Here is a 15,156-nt window from a genome sequence, read left to right as displayed (position 1 = left end):
TAGGCGGCCAGCCCGCTGTCAATTCAGTCGCTTAGGCTCGTTTGAACTGCACGGCGCAGTGCTGGGCGATGCGTTTCGGACGCAGTCTGATCGAGCGCTGAAATTCACGCGCGCCACCGTGTTCCATTTGCTCTGGCAGCAACTTTTCGTGTCGGTCTCACTCGGCCACTCAGCGACACGACCCTACTGAAGGTCACGGCATGACCGCCACGGTGCGCGGACGTCACTTCGACCTGTGGGCGGCCTTGAGCAGTACTTGCAGCGCGCCCATGAGGAAGGCGACGGCGGCACCGAGCAGAATCCCGACGACGAACAGGACGTTCCTGGCGCGGTCCTCCTCGCCTTGGTCGAGAATCGCGTAGGTAACCCCATCCAGCCTGTCGACGCCCCGCCAAACAAGCTCGCTCGGAACGCTGAGCGGCGGCATCGCTTGGGTTACGGTCTTCAGCAAGTCAAGGTGGCCGCCGTCGACCTTGATGGCGAGGGACTTCGGCTTAACAGGAGAAAAACCCGCGAGCTGCTCGACACCGAGACGCTCTAGCTCTCGAAGCGACTCCGGAGCAGAGGCAATACCAGGCAGGGACACAATGGATCGCGATGCAGAACTTTCCTCCAGCGGTCCGACAACACTGCCCGAGTATTCTGCGTGGTCCTGAACTCCGGAAAGCACCTGGTAGCCGGACGGTGAATTAGTGATAGCTCCGGTCCCGCTTCCCTCTCCAGTTCTGAAACGGGCCCCTGAGAAAAGTACGATTCCCCATCGGTGGTCATTGGATCCAGTCAAAGACAACTCGAGCGACAGGAGTGGCGCCCCGGGGAAGCCCGAATCCTTTCGATTATACGAGACATCGAGACTCATCTCGGCAGCCGGGTCGGCTGCGAACACCAGGATGGACCCGTTGGCAGTGGGCTCAGGTGCCGATACCGGGGTCGTGAAGTACGAGATTCCGTTGAACGAGACGACGCCCAGCATCAGCGCGATCAGCAGCAAGGCTGTGAACTCTGCGAAGGTCGCCATTCCCCAGGACGCGACTAGCCAGCTGAGCGAGCCTACGAACACGATGAACAGGGCCACTCCCCGCAGCAGCCCCCCGACTTCGGATACGCTGGAATCGATCCGACTTATGATCAACATCAGGGCGATGACGCCCGTGAGCATCGCCAAAACAGTGAGCACTGCGGACGTCCACCGATCCCACCGCCACACAGGGCCACGGAACGCGACCGCCAGAACCGCCACCGCCACTGTTGCGGTGATCTCGCCGAGGCCCCGGCGTTCTAGGCTCATCAGCCACACCGTGAGCATCAACAGTAGCGACGCTAGGGCACAGTAGACGGCCGAGGAAATGCAGTGTGGCCGCTTGCCCGATTGCTCTGCCACCGCCGGAGCTGCAGGCGGCCGCAGCGGTTCGGACGAAGTCGACGGGCGCGCGGTCACCCAGCGGCCAACGAGTGCCCCGAGCGTCGCCGACACGACAACCAGCAGAATCCTCCGGTGCCGGCGGGGATCGTCAGTCACCGGTTCCCTCCTCTGGATGACCCGTTTGCCCACCAGAGAGTCGTCGGGACATTCGCAGCCGTTACGCATGATGACGGTCACGAAGATTCCAGAGTGGTTGTCGTTCTCGGATGCCGGGCCGTGCCCGCCATCGAGCTGCGGGCGTCGACGTGCTCCCAGCATGCACCGTCCGGTCGTCACAGCCGTCAGGGCCCGCCGAGCAAATGCCAAAAGTTGAGCCCGATCATGGTGACGCCGCCATGAGACAACCGAGAAAACGCAGGTCACGCAAGAACGACGTGTCACGAGCCGCGAGAAAACCAAAGGCCCACTGGTTGATGAATAGTGGCCTTAATCGGCAGCGAAAACCGACGCCTGGTCAACGAAGACCGGTGAAGGGTTGCCAGCTCATCATTCCGAGATGCGGAGTTCATTGCCGGAGAGGGAACCGTTCTTGTCCGAGCATGACAACGGATCGCCACTCGACGAGATCCGCGTCGGCGGGAGGGTTGGGGTGCCAGCTCGTCGTCACAGAACGAGGGCCGAACGGTTTCTTGGGGAAGTCGGATGGGGCGAGGACAACGTCGTTCGTGCGCTCGTCCTCGATTCCAGCCTCGGTGATGGCCCATCGCGTACCGACCAGTTGAAATAATGGGCCGTGCAGGCGCCACGGGACCGGATCACCTCGTCGGGCAGCGATCGCCAAGTCAAGGCTGCGTCGCAGGTTCCGCATGGTCAGTGACCAGTCGACAGTCTCAGGCCCGGCCCAATGGCCGTTTCGCCGTAACTGTGCGGTCATTCGGGAAGCGACATCCGTGAAAGTGTCCTCCGGTCGCCACTCCTCAGCAATGATCAGTCGACCGGGGCCGGTGTTCACCGGATCGCGCGGAACACGGGCCTCGATCTCCAGACGCAGTCCCGCAGGAAGCGCAGCAGGCCCCGCCTCGACGTAGGTGCCGTAGCAGAAGGCGAACCGGATACCGGCCGGATCCGGGCTGGCCTGGACCGTGACGGTGCCTCCGCTGAGGGCATTTAGGTGGTTGGCCTCCGTGAGCGCTTCCCTAACAGTGTCGTAGGTCGGCGTTTCCAGCCCGGCGACCACCGTATCCTGCGATTCGGCTTCGGCGTTGAGGCGCTGATCCACCTGGGCTTGCAGATCGTCGATGCGGGCTGCCAGGTCATCGGTTCGATGCTGAAGGTTCTCCTCGACTTCGGCGGCGGCTTCGCGGACTGCCCTCCGGTTGGCTTGGATGACCCGGCCGGTGAAACGACGTTCCAGCACGAAGAGTAAGGCGGCAAGCAGGAACGCAGTTCCTGCGTTCGTCAGGATGCTGGGCCAGATCCCCTGCCACTGCCACCATTCCTGCCCTCCCACAGCGACGGCGAGGACTGCCAGTCCGAGCAGCGTGCAAAACGCCATCCAGCCGAAAGCCATCCGCCGCCGTTCGTGGTGGTTGCTCATGGCAATGACGATACGTCGAAGAGCCAGAACACATTGGTAGTGACGTGAACTTTCCGGGCGTAGCTCCGGCGGACGGCGACGAACTTGCGCGCACGGTCGGCATGCCAGTCGTAGATACACGCCCCCCGGTGAGAACCGCCCGAGGCTGGCGCGGACGACCAGAGAGATCACTTCGAGCGACGAATGCCCTCTGAGTTCTGAGCTCCACTCCTGTCGTCGACTACTACTGGTAGCGACTTTTCGGCTATGGTGATCAGGTATACGCACAAGCACGCACTTTCGCTACAGCCAGGTCACGCAACGTAGCTGCACGAGGGTGATGCTTGAGCACTAGGGTCCACGCCACCGTGCGCCCACCGGTATCCGGACTTCCTCCGGTGCCGGCGCGGTGGCAGCGGCGAACAACGCGCTGGGGATGAACGGTGAGGCAACAGCAGTGCCTGCCGGTCGGTCAGGTCTCCAGGCGGTGATCGGTCCTCCGGCAGCGGTTCGGGGGGACCACCGATGTCCGACGAAGTTCCAACTTTGACGCTGTCCGCGCAAGAGCTGTGGCAGTGGGCGCAGATGTTCAACGCGGTGAGCGGGGCGATCGCGCAGGCTGTAGCGCGCATGCGCGAGCGCCAGGCCGAGCGGCTGGCGGCGTCCGATGCCCGGGACGCGGCTCGCAAGGCCGCGGCGCGACGGCATCCGCCGCTGCGGCTGATGACCCGTGACGAGATCGCCGAATGGCGCAGCCGGGTCCCGTCGTCGCTGGCGGAGCAGCGGGTGGGCGACGAGTCGATGACCGTCGTCCCAGCGCAGTTGGTCGACTCCGACGGAGCCCCAACAGGCCAGTGGGGCGTCGAGGCCACCGCGTGGCAGGACGAGGCCCCGGTGCCGACGCGGGTGATGCTGGCGTGCCGGGACGCCGAGGACGCCCTCGCGATGACCTACCACCTGCGCGCCTACGGCACGCCGGAGCATCTCGGCTATCTGTGGTCGCTCGCCGCGACTTCTCCAGTACCGGGCGAGTTCGTGCAGTCGGCGCCGCTGCCCGGCGCGAGCGGCCCGCAGACGGTGCCGCTCGTGCTGACCGAGGACCAGTGGGAGTCGGCGCTGCGCGACGTGCTGCCCGAGCACCTGGCGGACCTTGTCGTGGTGCGCGATCCTCGGCACCCGCTGAACTCCGCGTGGCGCGAGCTGCACTCGCTCGCCAACAGCGAGGTGTGGCGGGTCGGCGCGGACCCGCATCTGCTCGCGAAACAAGTCCGCGACGTGCCGCGGTGGGACCCGGACGTCGAGGAACACCCCGCCATGGCGCACTGGGCCATCACCGAGGCACGCGACCGTCCGACTTACCTGCGGCGCGTGGTGCCCGCCCCTCCGAACGTTCCCGCGCCGCGCCCGGGAGCGGACGCCCCGGGCGCGGCCGAGCCTGCACCCAACTCGATCCGCGACGTGCAGACCCCGCAGCAGGCGAGGGCGTGGGCGGCCAATCTGAAGCCCGCGAACCCTCTTCACGAACTGGAGGCCGAGTTCGGGTTCGGGCGTTGGGGCACCGAAGTCGACGGCACTCTCACGGCGAAGTTCCCGAAACTGAACGACAGGCTGCGCGGGCTGGCCAAAGGCGACCGGGTCCACGACAAGAAAGAGGGCGATCAGGCTGTCGCGGTGATCACCGAGCCCGCGGCCGACCTGGCCGCCGAGCAGGCGCTGGCGGAGGAAGCAGCCCGGCTCGACCCGACCGATCCTGCCGATCGCCGGCAAGCGCTGCTCATGCTCGGGGCCCGCGCCGAACGCGACGAACGCTCGGTACCGCAACATTATGAACGCGAGATCGCCGAGAAATTCGCCGACGACCCGGACGTCCGGGACCTGCTGGCCGTCCAGTACCCAAACGGGATCCCCGATCCCGACGCAGAAGCGACGGCGCTGCGGGCCCGCGCCGAAGCGGACGAGGAACGCGCCGCCGAGCACCTCGCGCAGCAGGACGACCCGGCCACGCCCGCGCGCGAAGACCTTGCCGCGCAAGCCCAGGCACACGGCGACCGCGCCGTCACCGCCACTGAGCGCGCGGCGGCGACCACGGCGCTGGCCCGGCGGCAACGTCCTGTCGCGCACCGGACGCCGACGTCCCCGCCGCCGCAGGACATCCCCCGCCGCCGCTGACGTCCGCCCGCCGCCCGAGCAACGAGGCGGCGAGACCGAAGAAGGGAGACGACGATGGCGGACTCTGCCGTCACCGACACACCACCGGGCACCGCGAGCACGCAGGCACCGAGAACCCCCGTCGCCGACGGGGGCCGCACCTCGCCGCGCCTGGAGGCTCCGGACAGCCCCGGCCCGGACGACGTGGCCGCGGCCGCGCTCCGGATCGACCCGCTCGCACTGCAGCTTCTGCAGGAGGCCTACACCGCACGCGCAACACGCACCGCGTTCCCGTCGTCCGCCGACCTGGCCCGCCGCGCGGCGGATTTCGGCGCGGAGGTCGCCACCGTCGATGCCTTGCACGCCCTCGCCGACGCCGGCGTGCGGCGCACGGCGGAAGGGGACGACGTCGCGCAGATTCTGCAGGACGCCCCCGCCGCCGCGGTATCCGCGCACCTGCGCGAGATCGCCGAGCGCCTGCGCCAGCACTTGGGCATCGACGCTCGACCGTCCGGACGACGCGGGGAGGGCCTGCCGGGCTCCCAGGACGTGCGCATCGCTCGCCAAAGGGCGATGCGCCTGTACGAAGCGGTCACCGCGGACGGCCTGCGCACCATGCTGGGCAACCCCCTCGAGCTGTCTCCCGCAGTCGAGACCGGTACAGCCCTCCCGCGAGGGTTCACGCGTGAAGACACCAGCAGCCGCGAACTGTTCGCCCGCGCAGTGGAGAGCCGTCTGGCCGACATCGACGCCGGGCCGCCGATCGACTCCGGCGTGCGCGACGCACTCGTGTGCCTCCTGAGCACCTTGCACACCACCAACCCGGGCCACTCCCCGAGCGCGGAAGCGATGCACCTCGTCATGCACACCCCGCACCCGCGCCAGACCGCCGAATTCCTCGCCCAGATCGCGACCGGGCTGCAGGACTGGTACCACCGCGACCGCGCCGAACAGCTCGACGCGCTGCAGCAGTTCCCGGGCGACCGCACGCTGGCGGAGTACCTCGGCGCGATCGCGCTCGGGGCCGCGGGAATCCTCGACAACCCCGCGCACCGCGCCTACCTCCGCGCCGCCCAGGCCTTCGGCAGCACCCCGATCGGGCTCTGGCAGCGGGACCAGGCCCGGGCCTTCAACCCGGCCGCGCCGACCGTCACCACCGCCGTCGTCGGAATCCCCCGCGCCCCCGAACCGCAACCGGACAGGTCACCGAAGCCTGCGGACGCCGCGCCGTCGCCCGCCGAACCGGCTGCTCCCCCGGCCGCGCACCCGCCGCCAGCTGCTCCGGCTACTCCGCCGCGCCCGTACCGCTACGACCCGACACGGCCGCCCGAGCACGCCCTCCTCGGCGGCCTGCTGCACGCGCCCTCCGCGCTCGGCAAGCAAGGACTGCCCGCGTTCCTCCGTGCCCGCGACTTCCCCACCACCGAAACCCGCGCCGCCTACGAAATCCTCGTCGGACTGCACAACGACGGCCTGCTGTTCGACATCCGCTCGCCCGCCCTCACCTCCGACAAAGCCCGGATGCACGTGGCCGGGCAGAACCGGCGGACCCTGCACGCCGCGCTCCTGGCCGCCCCGTCGAAATACACCCGGCTCTCCGTCGCGAACCCGTTGCGGCTGCTGCAGCAACTCGACGCCGCAGCCCCGCCGGGGACCGCGACCACCCGCTCGGTCTACGACCCCGTCGCGCAACTGCACCTGGGCATGATGGTGGTGGAAGACGCAGCCGCCCGCACACTGCACGCTGCCGGCGCCATGCTCGAACGCACCGACCCGCTCGTGCCCCTGCAGCGCACCTCCACGCGCCCGGCGGACCGCCGGACCGAAGCCCTCGTGCAGAACCTCACGACGATCGACGCCAACCTGCGCGGCATCACCGAGCGGCTCGTCGAAGCCACCCGGCTGACCGGCCCGAACGAAGCAGGCGACCGCGCCGCGGCAACCGCGATCGCCCAGCGCGAGAACTCGCGCTGGAAGCTTCCCGACAGTCTCCGGGCGATCACCCGCCCCCGGCTGGACCGAGCCGAACGGCACCTGATCCACGTCCTCCTGCACGCCGGGACCATGACCGACGTTCCCGAGGAAATCCTGAACCTCACGCCCGACGTCTTCGCCAGCCCGCTGCACGCCAACACCTGGCGCACCATCCAAGACCTGCGCGCACGAGGCCAAGCCTCCCACTACATCGCCGTCATCCATGAAGCACGAGGCCTCGCCTTCCCCTACCACCCGATCCTGGACGCCGCCGCCCTCGACTCGATGCGGAACACCCCTGAATTGTCACCGGCGAAAGTCGCCGCATCGCTGCGAATCGTGTCCGACGCCGCCCTCGCACGCGCGGCCGCCGAGACCCGCCGGGCGATCGCCGCGGTGACGGCCGACCGCGACATCCCCGCCCTGCAAGCGGTCGGGGAAGTCCACAACAGACTCGCCGCAGTCGCCGACCTTGCACGCAAAACCCTGCCGCCGCACCAGATTCCCGCCACACAGCCGCGCACCGGCCGATGACCGCGCCCTACCGAGAGGAGACCGCAGCAATGCCCATCAGCCGCGACACCATGGCGAGCCTCATCCGCGTCGGACACGCCCAGCCCTGGACCCACCCGGTCGGCCCCGGCGGACGCGTCTGGACCGCCGCCCGGATCTGGCACGTGTCCTCCAGCACCGCCGACGGATACGCACCTGCGCCCGAACTCCTCGCGACGGCACTCAGCGAAGCACAGGACGTCACCGCCCTGCCCGATCCTCCGGTCGAACGGATCAACGAGGTCGTCAGCCGAGTCCAGCGAATCCTCGCCAACCGGCTACTCGACAACCCCGCGCCCGAGCCCGCTGCCATGCTGAGCCGCGAACAGATGGCCGACCTGCTCGACCAGAAAATCGCCGAACCGTGGACAGGAAACCTTGGCCCGGACACCCTCTCCCCTACAGCCGCGCGCATCTGGTATGCGGTCAACCAAGGCGAGAACATCTACCGTCCCGTGTCCGGCATCGTCGCCTGCCTCCTCGACACCGCACGCGGTGCACTGGTCGAATCCGGACGCCAGAAGTCCCTTCTGTCCGGGCGGTAACCGCCGACCGGCGGCGGCATCATGCACGCGTGCGGCGATGGCCCGCCGGCTGCCCGCATGTCTTGCACGAGGCCGGTCCACCTTTTCCTGTCATGCAGGAGGCGCCGGCCCGGTCAGTCGCCGAGAGCCAACGGGGGCTCGGACACCGGATCTCCGCACGGAAAGGCGATCCAGCGCCCGACTCCGCTTGTCTCCAACTCGACCGTGAGCCGATCGCCCACCCTGAGCGGGTAACGTCCGCCCGCTTCCAGATCCGGATCCGAGAAACTCGCGCTCACGGTGGCTCCGCAGCCGAGCATGAGCGCGAAGTCCCCGTCCGGCCCTGTGCCGGTGCGGACGGGCAAGCCCACGACCGTTGCGTCCGCGATGACGCACACTGGATCGACGCACTTGCCGCAACAGCACCGTTCGCGGCGCACACGGTCGATGTGCTCAGCCTGATAGCAGGCGATGCTGAACGGGACCGACGTGAAGTATTCGCGACCGTGATGGGTGCGACGGCCCAGTCGCTCGAGCACGGCAAGAAGGCGCGCCTCCTGCGTCCGGGTGTCGTCGACCCTGTCCGACATCCACGTCTTCACCACCGTAAGGCCGTACCGTCCGGCGTCGCGGTTGTGCTGCTCGACTCGCACAGCCGGATCAGCGGTGCACCCCGCTTTGAGCACACCGTTGTCGAACTGAACCAGATAGAGATGTCCCGAGGATTTGGGCGCGGGATTCGGGCGAGTTGGGCGTGGCATGCGAGACAAGCTAGCAATCACCCCCGTCAGTCTCCGGCCCCGCTGACGCGGCGGCGAATTAGCCGTCCAGACCCGCATCACACCATCGGGTGATTCGCGCTCTCGAAGCTCTCTTTTTCGGGGAGAGGCCACGGTTTGTGTCGGTCCTGAGACGTACTGTCCGCCGCGATCCCGCCAGCGGATTGTTCGACCCCGCTGGCTCCGCACGACATGAGAGAGCGAAGAATGACGGGAAACGCAACCGGGAAGGCCGTGCGACGCTGCCGGGTCGTCGCGGCCATCGACTTCGGCACCTACGCCACGGGTTTCGCATGGACTGTCGTCAGCGAGCTGCACGAATCCCCAGAGAACCGTCAGATCTACAGTCACACCCAATGGCCCGCCGCGCCCGTTCCGTACCCGAAAACGCGCACGTGCTTGCTTTTGGACCGCGACGGCAACGTCGTCACCTGGGGACACGATGCCTACTGCCGGTGGCAGGAGCTGCGTGCCAGCAACCGAGCCGCAGGGATGCGACTCGTGCAAGGTTTCAAGATGTCTCTGGCGGAAGCCGCCGAGGACACTGACGACCTCCCGTCGTTGGCGCTCAACGACGACGAACCGTTGCCTGGCGAACTGATCACCCAGTACCTCAGCGAGGTGTACGAGATCGCCGTGGCGGAGATCGGAAAGCGGGGATTCACACCTGACGACATCCGATGGTGCCTGACGGTTCCGGCGATCTGGGACGACTACCAGAAGCAGGTCATGCGCCTGGCCGCCGAAGCCGCCGGACTGCCGGCGGAGGAGGGACGCCTCATGCTGGCCTACGAACCGGAAGCCGCCGCGCACTACGCGCGGGTCGCCGGCGTGAGTGTCCTCGGGGTCGACGGCGTGACGGGGCCCAGCTTGATGGCTCCGGGCGCTCGGTTCATCGTCGCCGACTGTGGGGGTGGCACCGTAGACACGACGGCCTACCGCAGCGAAGAAGACGGCAAGATGGTTGAGATCGGCCGGGTCTCTGGGAACAAAGCGGGCTCCTACTACCTCAACCGCGCATTCGAGCGACGCATCCTGGTTCCGCGGCTCGGAGGGCCGGCTGAGTACCAAAGGCTGAAGCACGAGTGCCCGAGCGCCATCGAAGAACTGCTCGACGGGTGGGAACGCTCCAAACTCACAGTCGACATGGAACGGAACCATCCGATCTATCTGGCTTTGCCTCTGCCCCTGTTCCGGCGGCTCAGCGCCGAAGCCGTCGAGCAACTGCCGCAACTGCAGGATGACGGCATCGGCGACAGCATCGTGGTCAGCGCAACCGACATCCGGGAGATCTTCGAATCCGTCGTTCCGACGATTCTCGATCTGGTCGACCGCCAACTGGACGAGATCCGCAGGCAGACCGACCACTCCGACAGGAAAGAACTCGTGCTACTGGTGGGCGGATTCGGCGCCTCGCCCTACTTGCAGCAACGCCTCGCCCGACACCTAGCCGACCGAGCCACAGTCCTGTGCGTGCCCGAACCGTCCGAGGCAGTGCTCAGGGGAGCAGTTCATTTCGCCTACGACCCGCACACCCGGATGCGCCGATCGAAGCACACCTACGCCATCGGCAGGTCGATCAAGTTCGATCCCGAACTCGACCGCGGACGGCCCTCCACGATCAGCTGGGAGGGCGAGAAGCTGTGCGTCGACCGGGTGAAGGTGCTGGTACGCGCCGGGGATCCGATTCCCAGCAACCATGCCGTCACCACCGTCGCTGAGCCGGTGCACAAAGATCAGCGCTTCGTCGTCACGCCGATCTACCGCACGCTTGATCGCGATCCGCGATACAGCACCGATGCAGGCTGCGTGAAGGTCGGCGAGATCGTCACCGATCTCGACGACACCATGCAACTCCACATCCGCGACCGGCGCACGAAAACGAAGTTGTCGTTCGGGGAAACGGAGATTTCCGCGGTCGTGACCCTCCTCAGCACGAAAGAACAACAAGACGCAACACTGGAATTCCACGCGCTCTGAGAAGGACCGACACCGTGAGCACCAGCTACGAGCCAGATTCCCCGACGCCTAAGCGAGACCGGATGACGATCGCCGCCCTCCGCCGGGCGCTGGCCGAATCAGTGCTGAACACAGCCAGGCGATTCCCGGGCCGGGCACGCACGCCGGCCTCCCGCACGAGCGATCCTGCCCCAGGAACGGATGCCGAGCCGTCGCGTCTCTACACCGCACGGCAGGGCCGCGTCGCGCTCACCTCGGGGCGCAGGTCAGGCGAATCCGCCGACATCGCAGCCCACTGCACCGTCGCGAACCAGTTCCGCGGATTCGCTGAGCAGGACCTTCACCATCTCGCACGGAAGTCGTCCGCACCGTCGGCAACAGACAGTCGCCGGAACCTCGCACAGGCACACGCCGATTGGTGCCGCGCGCTGTGCGATTCCACGACGCGCCGCGCGTTGCCCGTCGGCTCGGACGACGAAGAGTTGGGCACGTTCGCGCGACACGCGGCCGCGAGAATGGGCGACATCATCCTGCAGGCTGAACGCCATGGCGGCCATGTCAGCCTCGACTTCTCCTGCGAAGCCGGTGCCCGGCCGACCGAAACGCAGCAGCCGTGGACGCTGTGCGATGCCGACGACCCGGTCGCGTTCGTCGTCATCCCCGCATACACCGTCAACGGACAACGCCTGAGCCAGCAGGTCGTGTACACGGCGGCAGAAGGGTGCATGCGATCCGGGCGGGGTCAGTTTGGTCCCGGGGGCCGCACGTCTCGCGGTTGATGCACGGTAACCCTCTGTGTTGCGTCTGCCAGGGGTGACTTCGGCAGAGGGTTCCGGGTGGAGTTTGATCATGACTCATGCAGGACTCAGTGTGCGGCGCGGACGGCAGCGAGGACGCCCGCGCCGCACACGAGGTCTTCGTGCTGCACGCCGTGGTCAGAAGTCGGCGAGGTGCGTGGCGTGGGCCGCACCCGGCAGTTGCGTTGCCCCGTCAGCACGCAATGCAGGTCCTGAAGCCGGGCCTGGTCGCCGCGCCCACGCACCTCTGCCCGACGGGTCAAGCAGCTCTGCGATCTGGCAACGCGTGCTCTCCGACCTCCACTTCGGCAACGGCCGTTCCGGAACGGCATCCGTACGGGGAACAGCCATCCGGGTCGCCGTCCTCCCACAGTCCGGCATCGACGTCGGCGATGAGGTCGAGAAGGTCGCCTTGCCGCTCGGCCCATTCGGATCGGGTCACGCGGTCGATCGGCGCGACGTCCAGCGGGACCCGGGATCGGTGCAGGAACGCCTCGCCATTGAGCGGCTGACCGCGTGCACCACCCTTGCGGATCTGGCGGTCGAACTCGACGACGTCGGCCCACTCGTCGGGGTGGTTGTCGCGAAGGTCGCGCCACTGGGCGTTGCCGTGGAACGGACAGCCCTTGCACGCGCTCTTCGCCACGGAGCCCCAGCCGTGCACCCGCAGCCACCGCACGCAGTCCTTTCTAGACATCCCCAGTTCCAGCAGCGGGTACCGCGGGCGGGCGTACTGCACGTCCAGCCTGTCGCGCACGCGACCGATCTCGTCGACGGAAAATCCGATCCATTGCTCGGCGAACACGCCGCGCGGCACCCGCTTCGGATGCGGGCACCCGAGCAGTTCCCGGACTTTGGCTTTGATCGGCGTCAGCTTGTACTCGTCAGTGCATTGACGACGGCCCATGCCGTCCGAGCCGTCCGGGTTCCGGATGAAGTACGGCACCGAGCAATACCGGTGGTCGGGGTCAAGCGCATCGTCACGCAGATTCCCGGCCGACACTCGATACAGAGGGATCTCCGCTTCAGACAGGCTGTGTTCAAGGCGGTCGAGGTGGTCATAGACCCGCTTCGGCTCCCACCCGGTGTCGGCGAATATCGCGGCGTCCGGCTTCGGCAACTCTCCCTCGCACGCCATCAGCGCCAGCACCGTGGACTGAACTCCCGCGCCGAGCGAGATCACCACCAGCGCCGGATCGTCGTCCTCGTCACTCATCACTGCCCCCTCGCTTTTGTCGCGGCTGTGCGCGTTTCGGACCGCTTTGCAGGTCAGGTCAGGTCGTTCTTCTTCTCGTCGCTGATCCCGGATGCCGCGACGGTGTAACGGCGGCAGGTGATCCAGCGGTCGACGCGGTTGCAATCGAGGCTGCGGCCTGGCTGTCTCGCGAGGACGCCGACCTTGAAGTCGTCGCGCCGGACAAGCGCGTCGGATGCGCAGCAGCACCGGGGCGTGAAACGCGGTCCGGCGCAACTCGGACTCGAACTCGATCAAGTCTTTCGCGGGATCGTCGCCCGGCAGCAGGTAGTCGTCGTCCAAGAGGTGCTCCGCGACTCCGTCCGGTATCTCGACGACCCGCCGCCCTATCCGGACGGACATACGTTCTCCCGTGAACCCCCACGACAGGTGTTCTCGGTTCCCTTCCATGCTTCCCCCTCAGGTTTCCGTTGTTTGGCGGCGTTTTCCGCCTCGCGTGCACAGTCGCCGATGCCCGTAGCCGCTCCGGGACCGTCGTCTCTGGACGCGGTGCTCGGTGCTGTTGTGCCCGCGGTGCGTCGTCACCGGGCTCGCTCGCCGCAGTCTCTTCTGCCGTGGTTCGCGGTCATCGTGTCCGTCCTTCCCCTGGTCGCGGTGTCGCTGCGCGGTGCCGGGCCCCCGCAGTACCGGGACGCTGGCGTGCCTGCGACGTCGACGCAGCCGACCGTGCGGAGGGATCGCGGGCCGAATCCGGCTGCTGTCGCCTCGGTGCCGGCCGCTGAGCGTCCATGGGCACATTGGTCGCGAACGAAGCGGGAGTCATTCGCGGCGGAAGCCCGCCGCTGCCCACCCGCAGAATCGGCACGACATCAGTGGTTTCTGTGAAGCGCCAGTCTTTGTCGTCATAGTAGATCGGCCGGAGCGCGTCGTCTGCCGCGATCGCCGCGCGCGCTTCGGCTGCGGTGACCGTGGCACGGAGGTCCCAGCCGTCGTCGAATTCGCGCGCGTAGCCGTACGAGGCCACCTGCGAGAGAAGCGACTGCAGGTCTTCGAGGCAATCGGGCCAGTACTTCCAGTGGGCCGCCTCGTTGACCGCGACGATCACCGGGTTGAGCAAGATGGGCTTTCCTCGTTCCAGGAAGAGAGCCACCGTCCAACTTTCGTCCGGCGGCCTGTAGAACAAGTTGAACTCGTCGCCTTCCTTGGTGTAGGCGCCGAGCATGTACTGCCAGCCGCCCCAGTCCTCCGGATCCCAGGTTTCGGGCAGCCGTATGGTTTGTGTCCGGCCGACCAGATCGCCATGACGTGGCGCGTACACCTCACCGGGTTCGCTCATCGACGCCTCCTGATGTCGTCTGCCGCCTTCGCCGCCCCCATACCTCTCGACTCGGTGCCCGGCGCGGCCGCCGCGCGCACCTGCCGCGGGCCGAGCCGGTCACTCGTGCGTGGAGTCGATGCCTGTCCCCGGCGCGTGCCGGTCGGGAACGCGCCTACTACAGGATGCGGCCCGCGCTGGGAAGTCGGGCGGTGTCGATGGCCGCGGTGGCGGTGTAGTGGTGTCGCCGGGTGCACACGGCGAGCCGGGATGCGGTGCAGCTGCATCAGCGCCGCCCGCGGCCGCGGTGCTGCGGTTCGGTTGCGGCCGCGTGCCGCCCTCCGGCCGTGCCGGGCCGGACGGCAAGCGTTCTCTGCGGGTCGCTGCGTCGTGATTGCCCGTCGGCGGCCGACTGTCGCGGGTGACGTGCCAAAGCGTCGGCGCGCGCTTGGGCGAGGGATTGCTGGCGGTCCGGGGAATTCTGCGATGGGACTCTTCCTGCGCGGTCAGCCAGTCTGCCGCTGATGTTGTCGAGGTAGTCGGCCGCCTCGCGGCATTGGTCGTCCGACATCCAGTGCACATTGGCCAGAGCCGGGTCTCCGCGGATGATGACCTGGTCGGGGATGTGGCTGTCGCGCAGTGCGATGACGCCGCGAAGCAGGTCGCCGTGTTCCGCGAGACCTTTGCACAGTCCTTCGGTGTAGGCGACGTGCGCCTCGGTGTAGGTCCGGTAGTTCGCGATCGCCTCGTCGAGATCGAGCGATATGTTCCCGGTTTTGAATGTGGTGTCGCACAAATCCCGGGTGAGCCGGCGGGCGTGTTCCTGGCCTGCCCGGCGGAAATGCTCCACGAACGCCTCGTGCCCGTGTTCCGGGTCCAGCGCGACGAAGTCCCGGCGCGTGCCGACGACCTCGACCCCGTTGAATCCGCGGAAATTGTGATGCCGAGGGCCTTCGCTGGGCGGTGTTGTCATG

11 protein-coding genes are annotated in these 15,156 nt (G+C 67.5%); 5 read left to right on the top strand and 6 right to left on the bottom strand.

Going from position 1 to position 15,156, the window contains the following annotated elements; translation table 11 throughout:
* Window positions 1-223 precede the first annotated feature (223 nt).
* Both WA670_RS32390 and WA670_RS32385 read right to left on the bottom strand, forming a co-directional pair.
* Window positions 224-1,600 (bottom strand): hypothetical protein, encoded by a 1,377-nt coding sequence (locus WA670_RS32390; RefSeq protein WP_336159975.1) that lies wholly within the window; start codon window positions 1,598-1,600, stop codon window positions 224-226.
* Window positions 1,601-1,928: 328 nt separating this feature from the next.
* Complete coding sequence (locus WA670_RS32385) at window positions 1,929-2,960, bottom strand: hypothetical protein (protein ID WP_336159974.1); 1,032 nt, start codon at window positions 2,958-2,960, stop codon at window positions 1,929-1,931.
* A 504-nt stretch (window positions 2,961-3,464) separates the two neighbouring features.
* Here WA670_RS32385 and WA670_RS32380 point away from each other — a divergent pair.
* From WA670_RS32380 to WA670_RS32370, 3 genes are read left to right on the top strand one after another with little or no spacing between them, the layout of a single operon-like run.
* Entirely contained in the window at window positions 3,465-5,108 is a 1,644-nt protein-coding gene (locus tag WA670_RS32380) for a hypothetical protein (RefSeq protein WP_336159972.1), read from the top strand.
* A gap of 54 nt (window positions 5,109-5,162) precedes the next feature.
* On the top strand, window positions 5,163-7,595 hold the full coding sequence (locus tag WA670_RS32375) for a hypothetical protein (protein WP_336159970.1): 2,433 nt from the start codon (window positions 5,163-5,165) through the stop codon (window positions 7,593-7,595).
* 29 nt (window positions 7,596-7,624) lie between these two features.
* Window positions 7,625-8,158, top strand: a complete 534-nt coding sequence (locus tag WA670_RS32370; protein ID WP_336159968.1) for a hypothetical protein — start codon at window positions 7,625-7,627, stop codon at window positions 8,156-8,158.
* Between the two features lie 113 nt (window positions 8,159-8,271).
* Here the strand turns inward: WA670_RS32370 and WA670_RS32365 are convergent, their stop codons facing one another.
* The gene (locus tag WA670_RS32365; protein ID WP_336159966.1) at window positions 8,272-8,790 is read right to left on the bottom strand and encodes a hypothetical protein; all 519 of its coding nucleotides are present in this window, start codon (window positions 8,788-8,790) and stop codon (window positions 8,272-8,274) included.
* A 333-nt stretch (window positions 8,791-9,123) separates the two neighbouring features.
* Between WA670_RS32365 and WA670_RS32360 the strand changes: the two genes are divergently transcribed.
* Window positions 9,124-10,896 (top strand): Hsp70 family protein, encoded by a 1,773-nt coding sequence (locus WA670_RS32360; protein ID WP_336159964.1) that lies wholly within the window; start codon window positions 9,124-9,126, stop codon window positions 10,894-10,896.
* Between the two features lie 14 nt (window positions 10,897-10,910).
* Window positions 10,911-11,654, top strand: coding sequence for a hypothetical protein (locus tag WA670_RS32355; RefSeq protein ID WP_336159962.1), 744 nt, complete (start codon window positions 10,911-10,913; stop codon window positions 11,652-11,654).
* A gap of 277 nt (window positions 11,655-11,931) precedes the next feature.
* Here WA670_RS32355 and WA670_RS32350 read toward each other — a convergent pair whose 3' ends face one another.
* The 3 genes from WA670_RS32350 to WA670_RS32340 all read right to left on the bottom strand — a co-directional run bounded on the left by WA670_RS32350 (window position 11,932) and on the right by WA670_RS32340 (window position 15,155).
* The gene (locus WA670_RS32350; protein ID WP_336159960.1) at window positions 11,932-13,209 is read right to left on the bottom strand and encodes a hypothetical protein; all 1,278 of its coding nucleotides are present in this window, start codon (window positions 13,207-13,209) and stop codon (window positions 11,932-11,934) included.
* A 283-nt stretch (window positions 13,210-13,492) separates the two neighbouring features.
* Window positions 13,493-14,203, bottom strand: coding sequence for a hypothetical protein (locus WA670_RS32345; RefSeq protein ID WP_336159958.1), 711 nt, complete (start codon window positions 14,201-14,203; stop codon window positions 13,493-13,495).
* Window positions 14,204-14,468: 265 nt separating this feature from the next.
* A complete protein-coding gene (locus tag WA670_RS32340) occupies window positions 14,469-15,155 on the bottom strand; it encodes a hypothetical protein (RefSeq protein ID WP_336159956.1) in 687 nt (228 codons plus the stop codon).
* Between the last annotated feature and the right edge of the window lies 1 nt (window position 15,156).

This window comes from Amycolatopsis sp. VC5-11, assembly GCF_037034185.1.
Lineage (GTDB): Bacteria > Actinomycetota > Actinomycetes > Mycobacteriales > Pseudonocardiaceae > Amycolatopsis > Amycolatopsis nivea.
This window is presented reverse-complemented; position numbering and strand designations above follow the sequence as displayed.

What these genes read in the sequence shown, in the direction of transcription:
- WA670_RS32375 (WP_336159970.1), top strand. Translation starts at nt 5,163, where the DNA reads ATGGCGGACTCTGCCGTCACCGACACACCACCGGGCACCGCGAGCACG.
- WA670_RS32340 (WP_336159956.1), bottom strand. Translation starts at nt 15,155, where the DNA reads ATGACAACACCGCCCAGCGAAGGCCCTCGGCATCACAATTTCCGCGGA.
- WA670_RS32360 (WP_336159964.1), top strand. Translation starts at nt 9,124, where the DNA reads ATGACGGGAAACGCAACCGGGAAGGCCGTGCGACGCTGCCGGGTCGTC.
- WA670_RS32380 (WP_336159972.1), top strand. Translation starts at nt 3,465, where the DNA reads ATGTCCGACGAAGTTCCAACTTTGACGCTGTCCGCGCAAGAGCTGTGG.
- WA670_RS32370 (WP_336159968.1), top strand. Translation starts at nt 7,625, where the DNA reads ATGCCCATCAGCCGCGACACCATGGCGAGCCTCATCCGCGTCGGACAC.
- WA670_RS32385 (WP_336159974.1), bottom strand. Translation starts at nt 2,960, where the DNA reads ATGAGCAACCACCACGAACGGCGGCGGATGGCTTTCGGCTGGATGGCG.
- WA670_RS32345 (WP_336159958.1), bottom strand. Translation starts at nt 14,203, where the DNA reads ATGAGCGAACCCGGTGAGGTGTACGCGCCACGTCATGGCGATCTGGTC.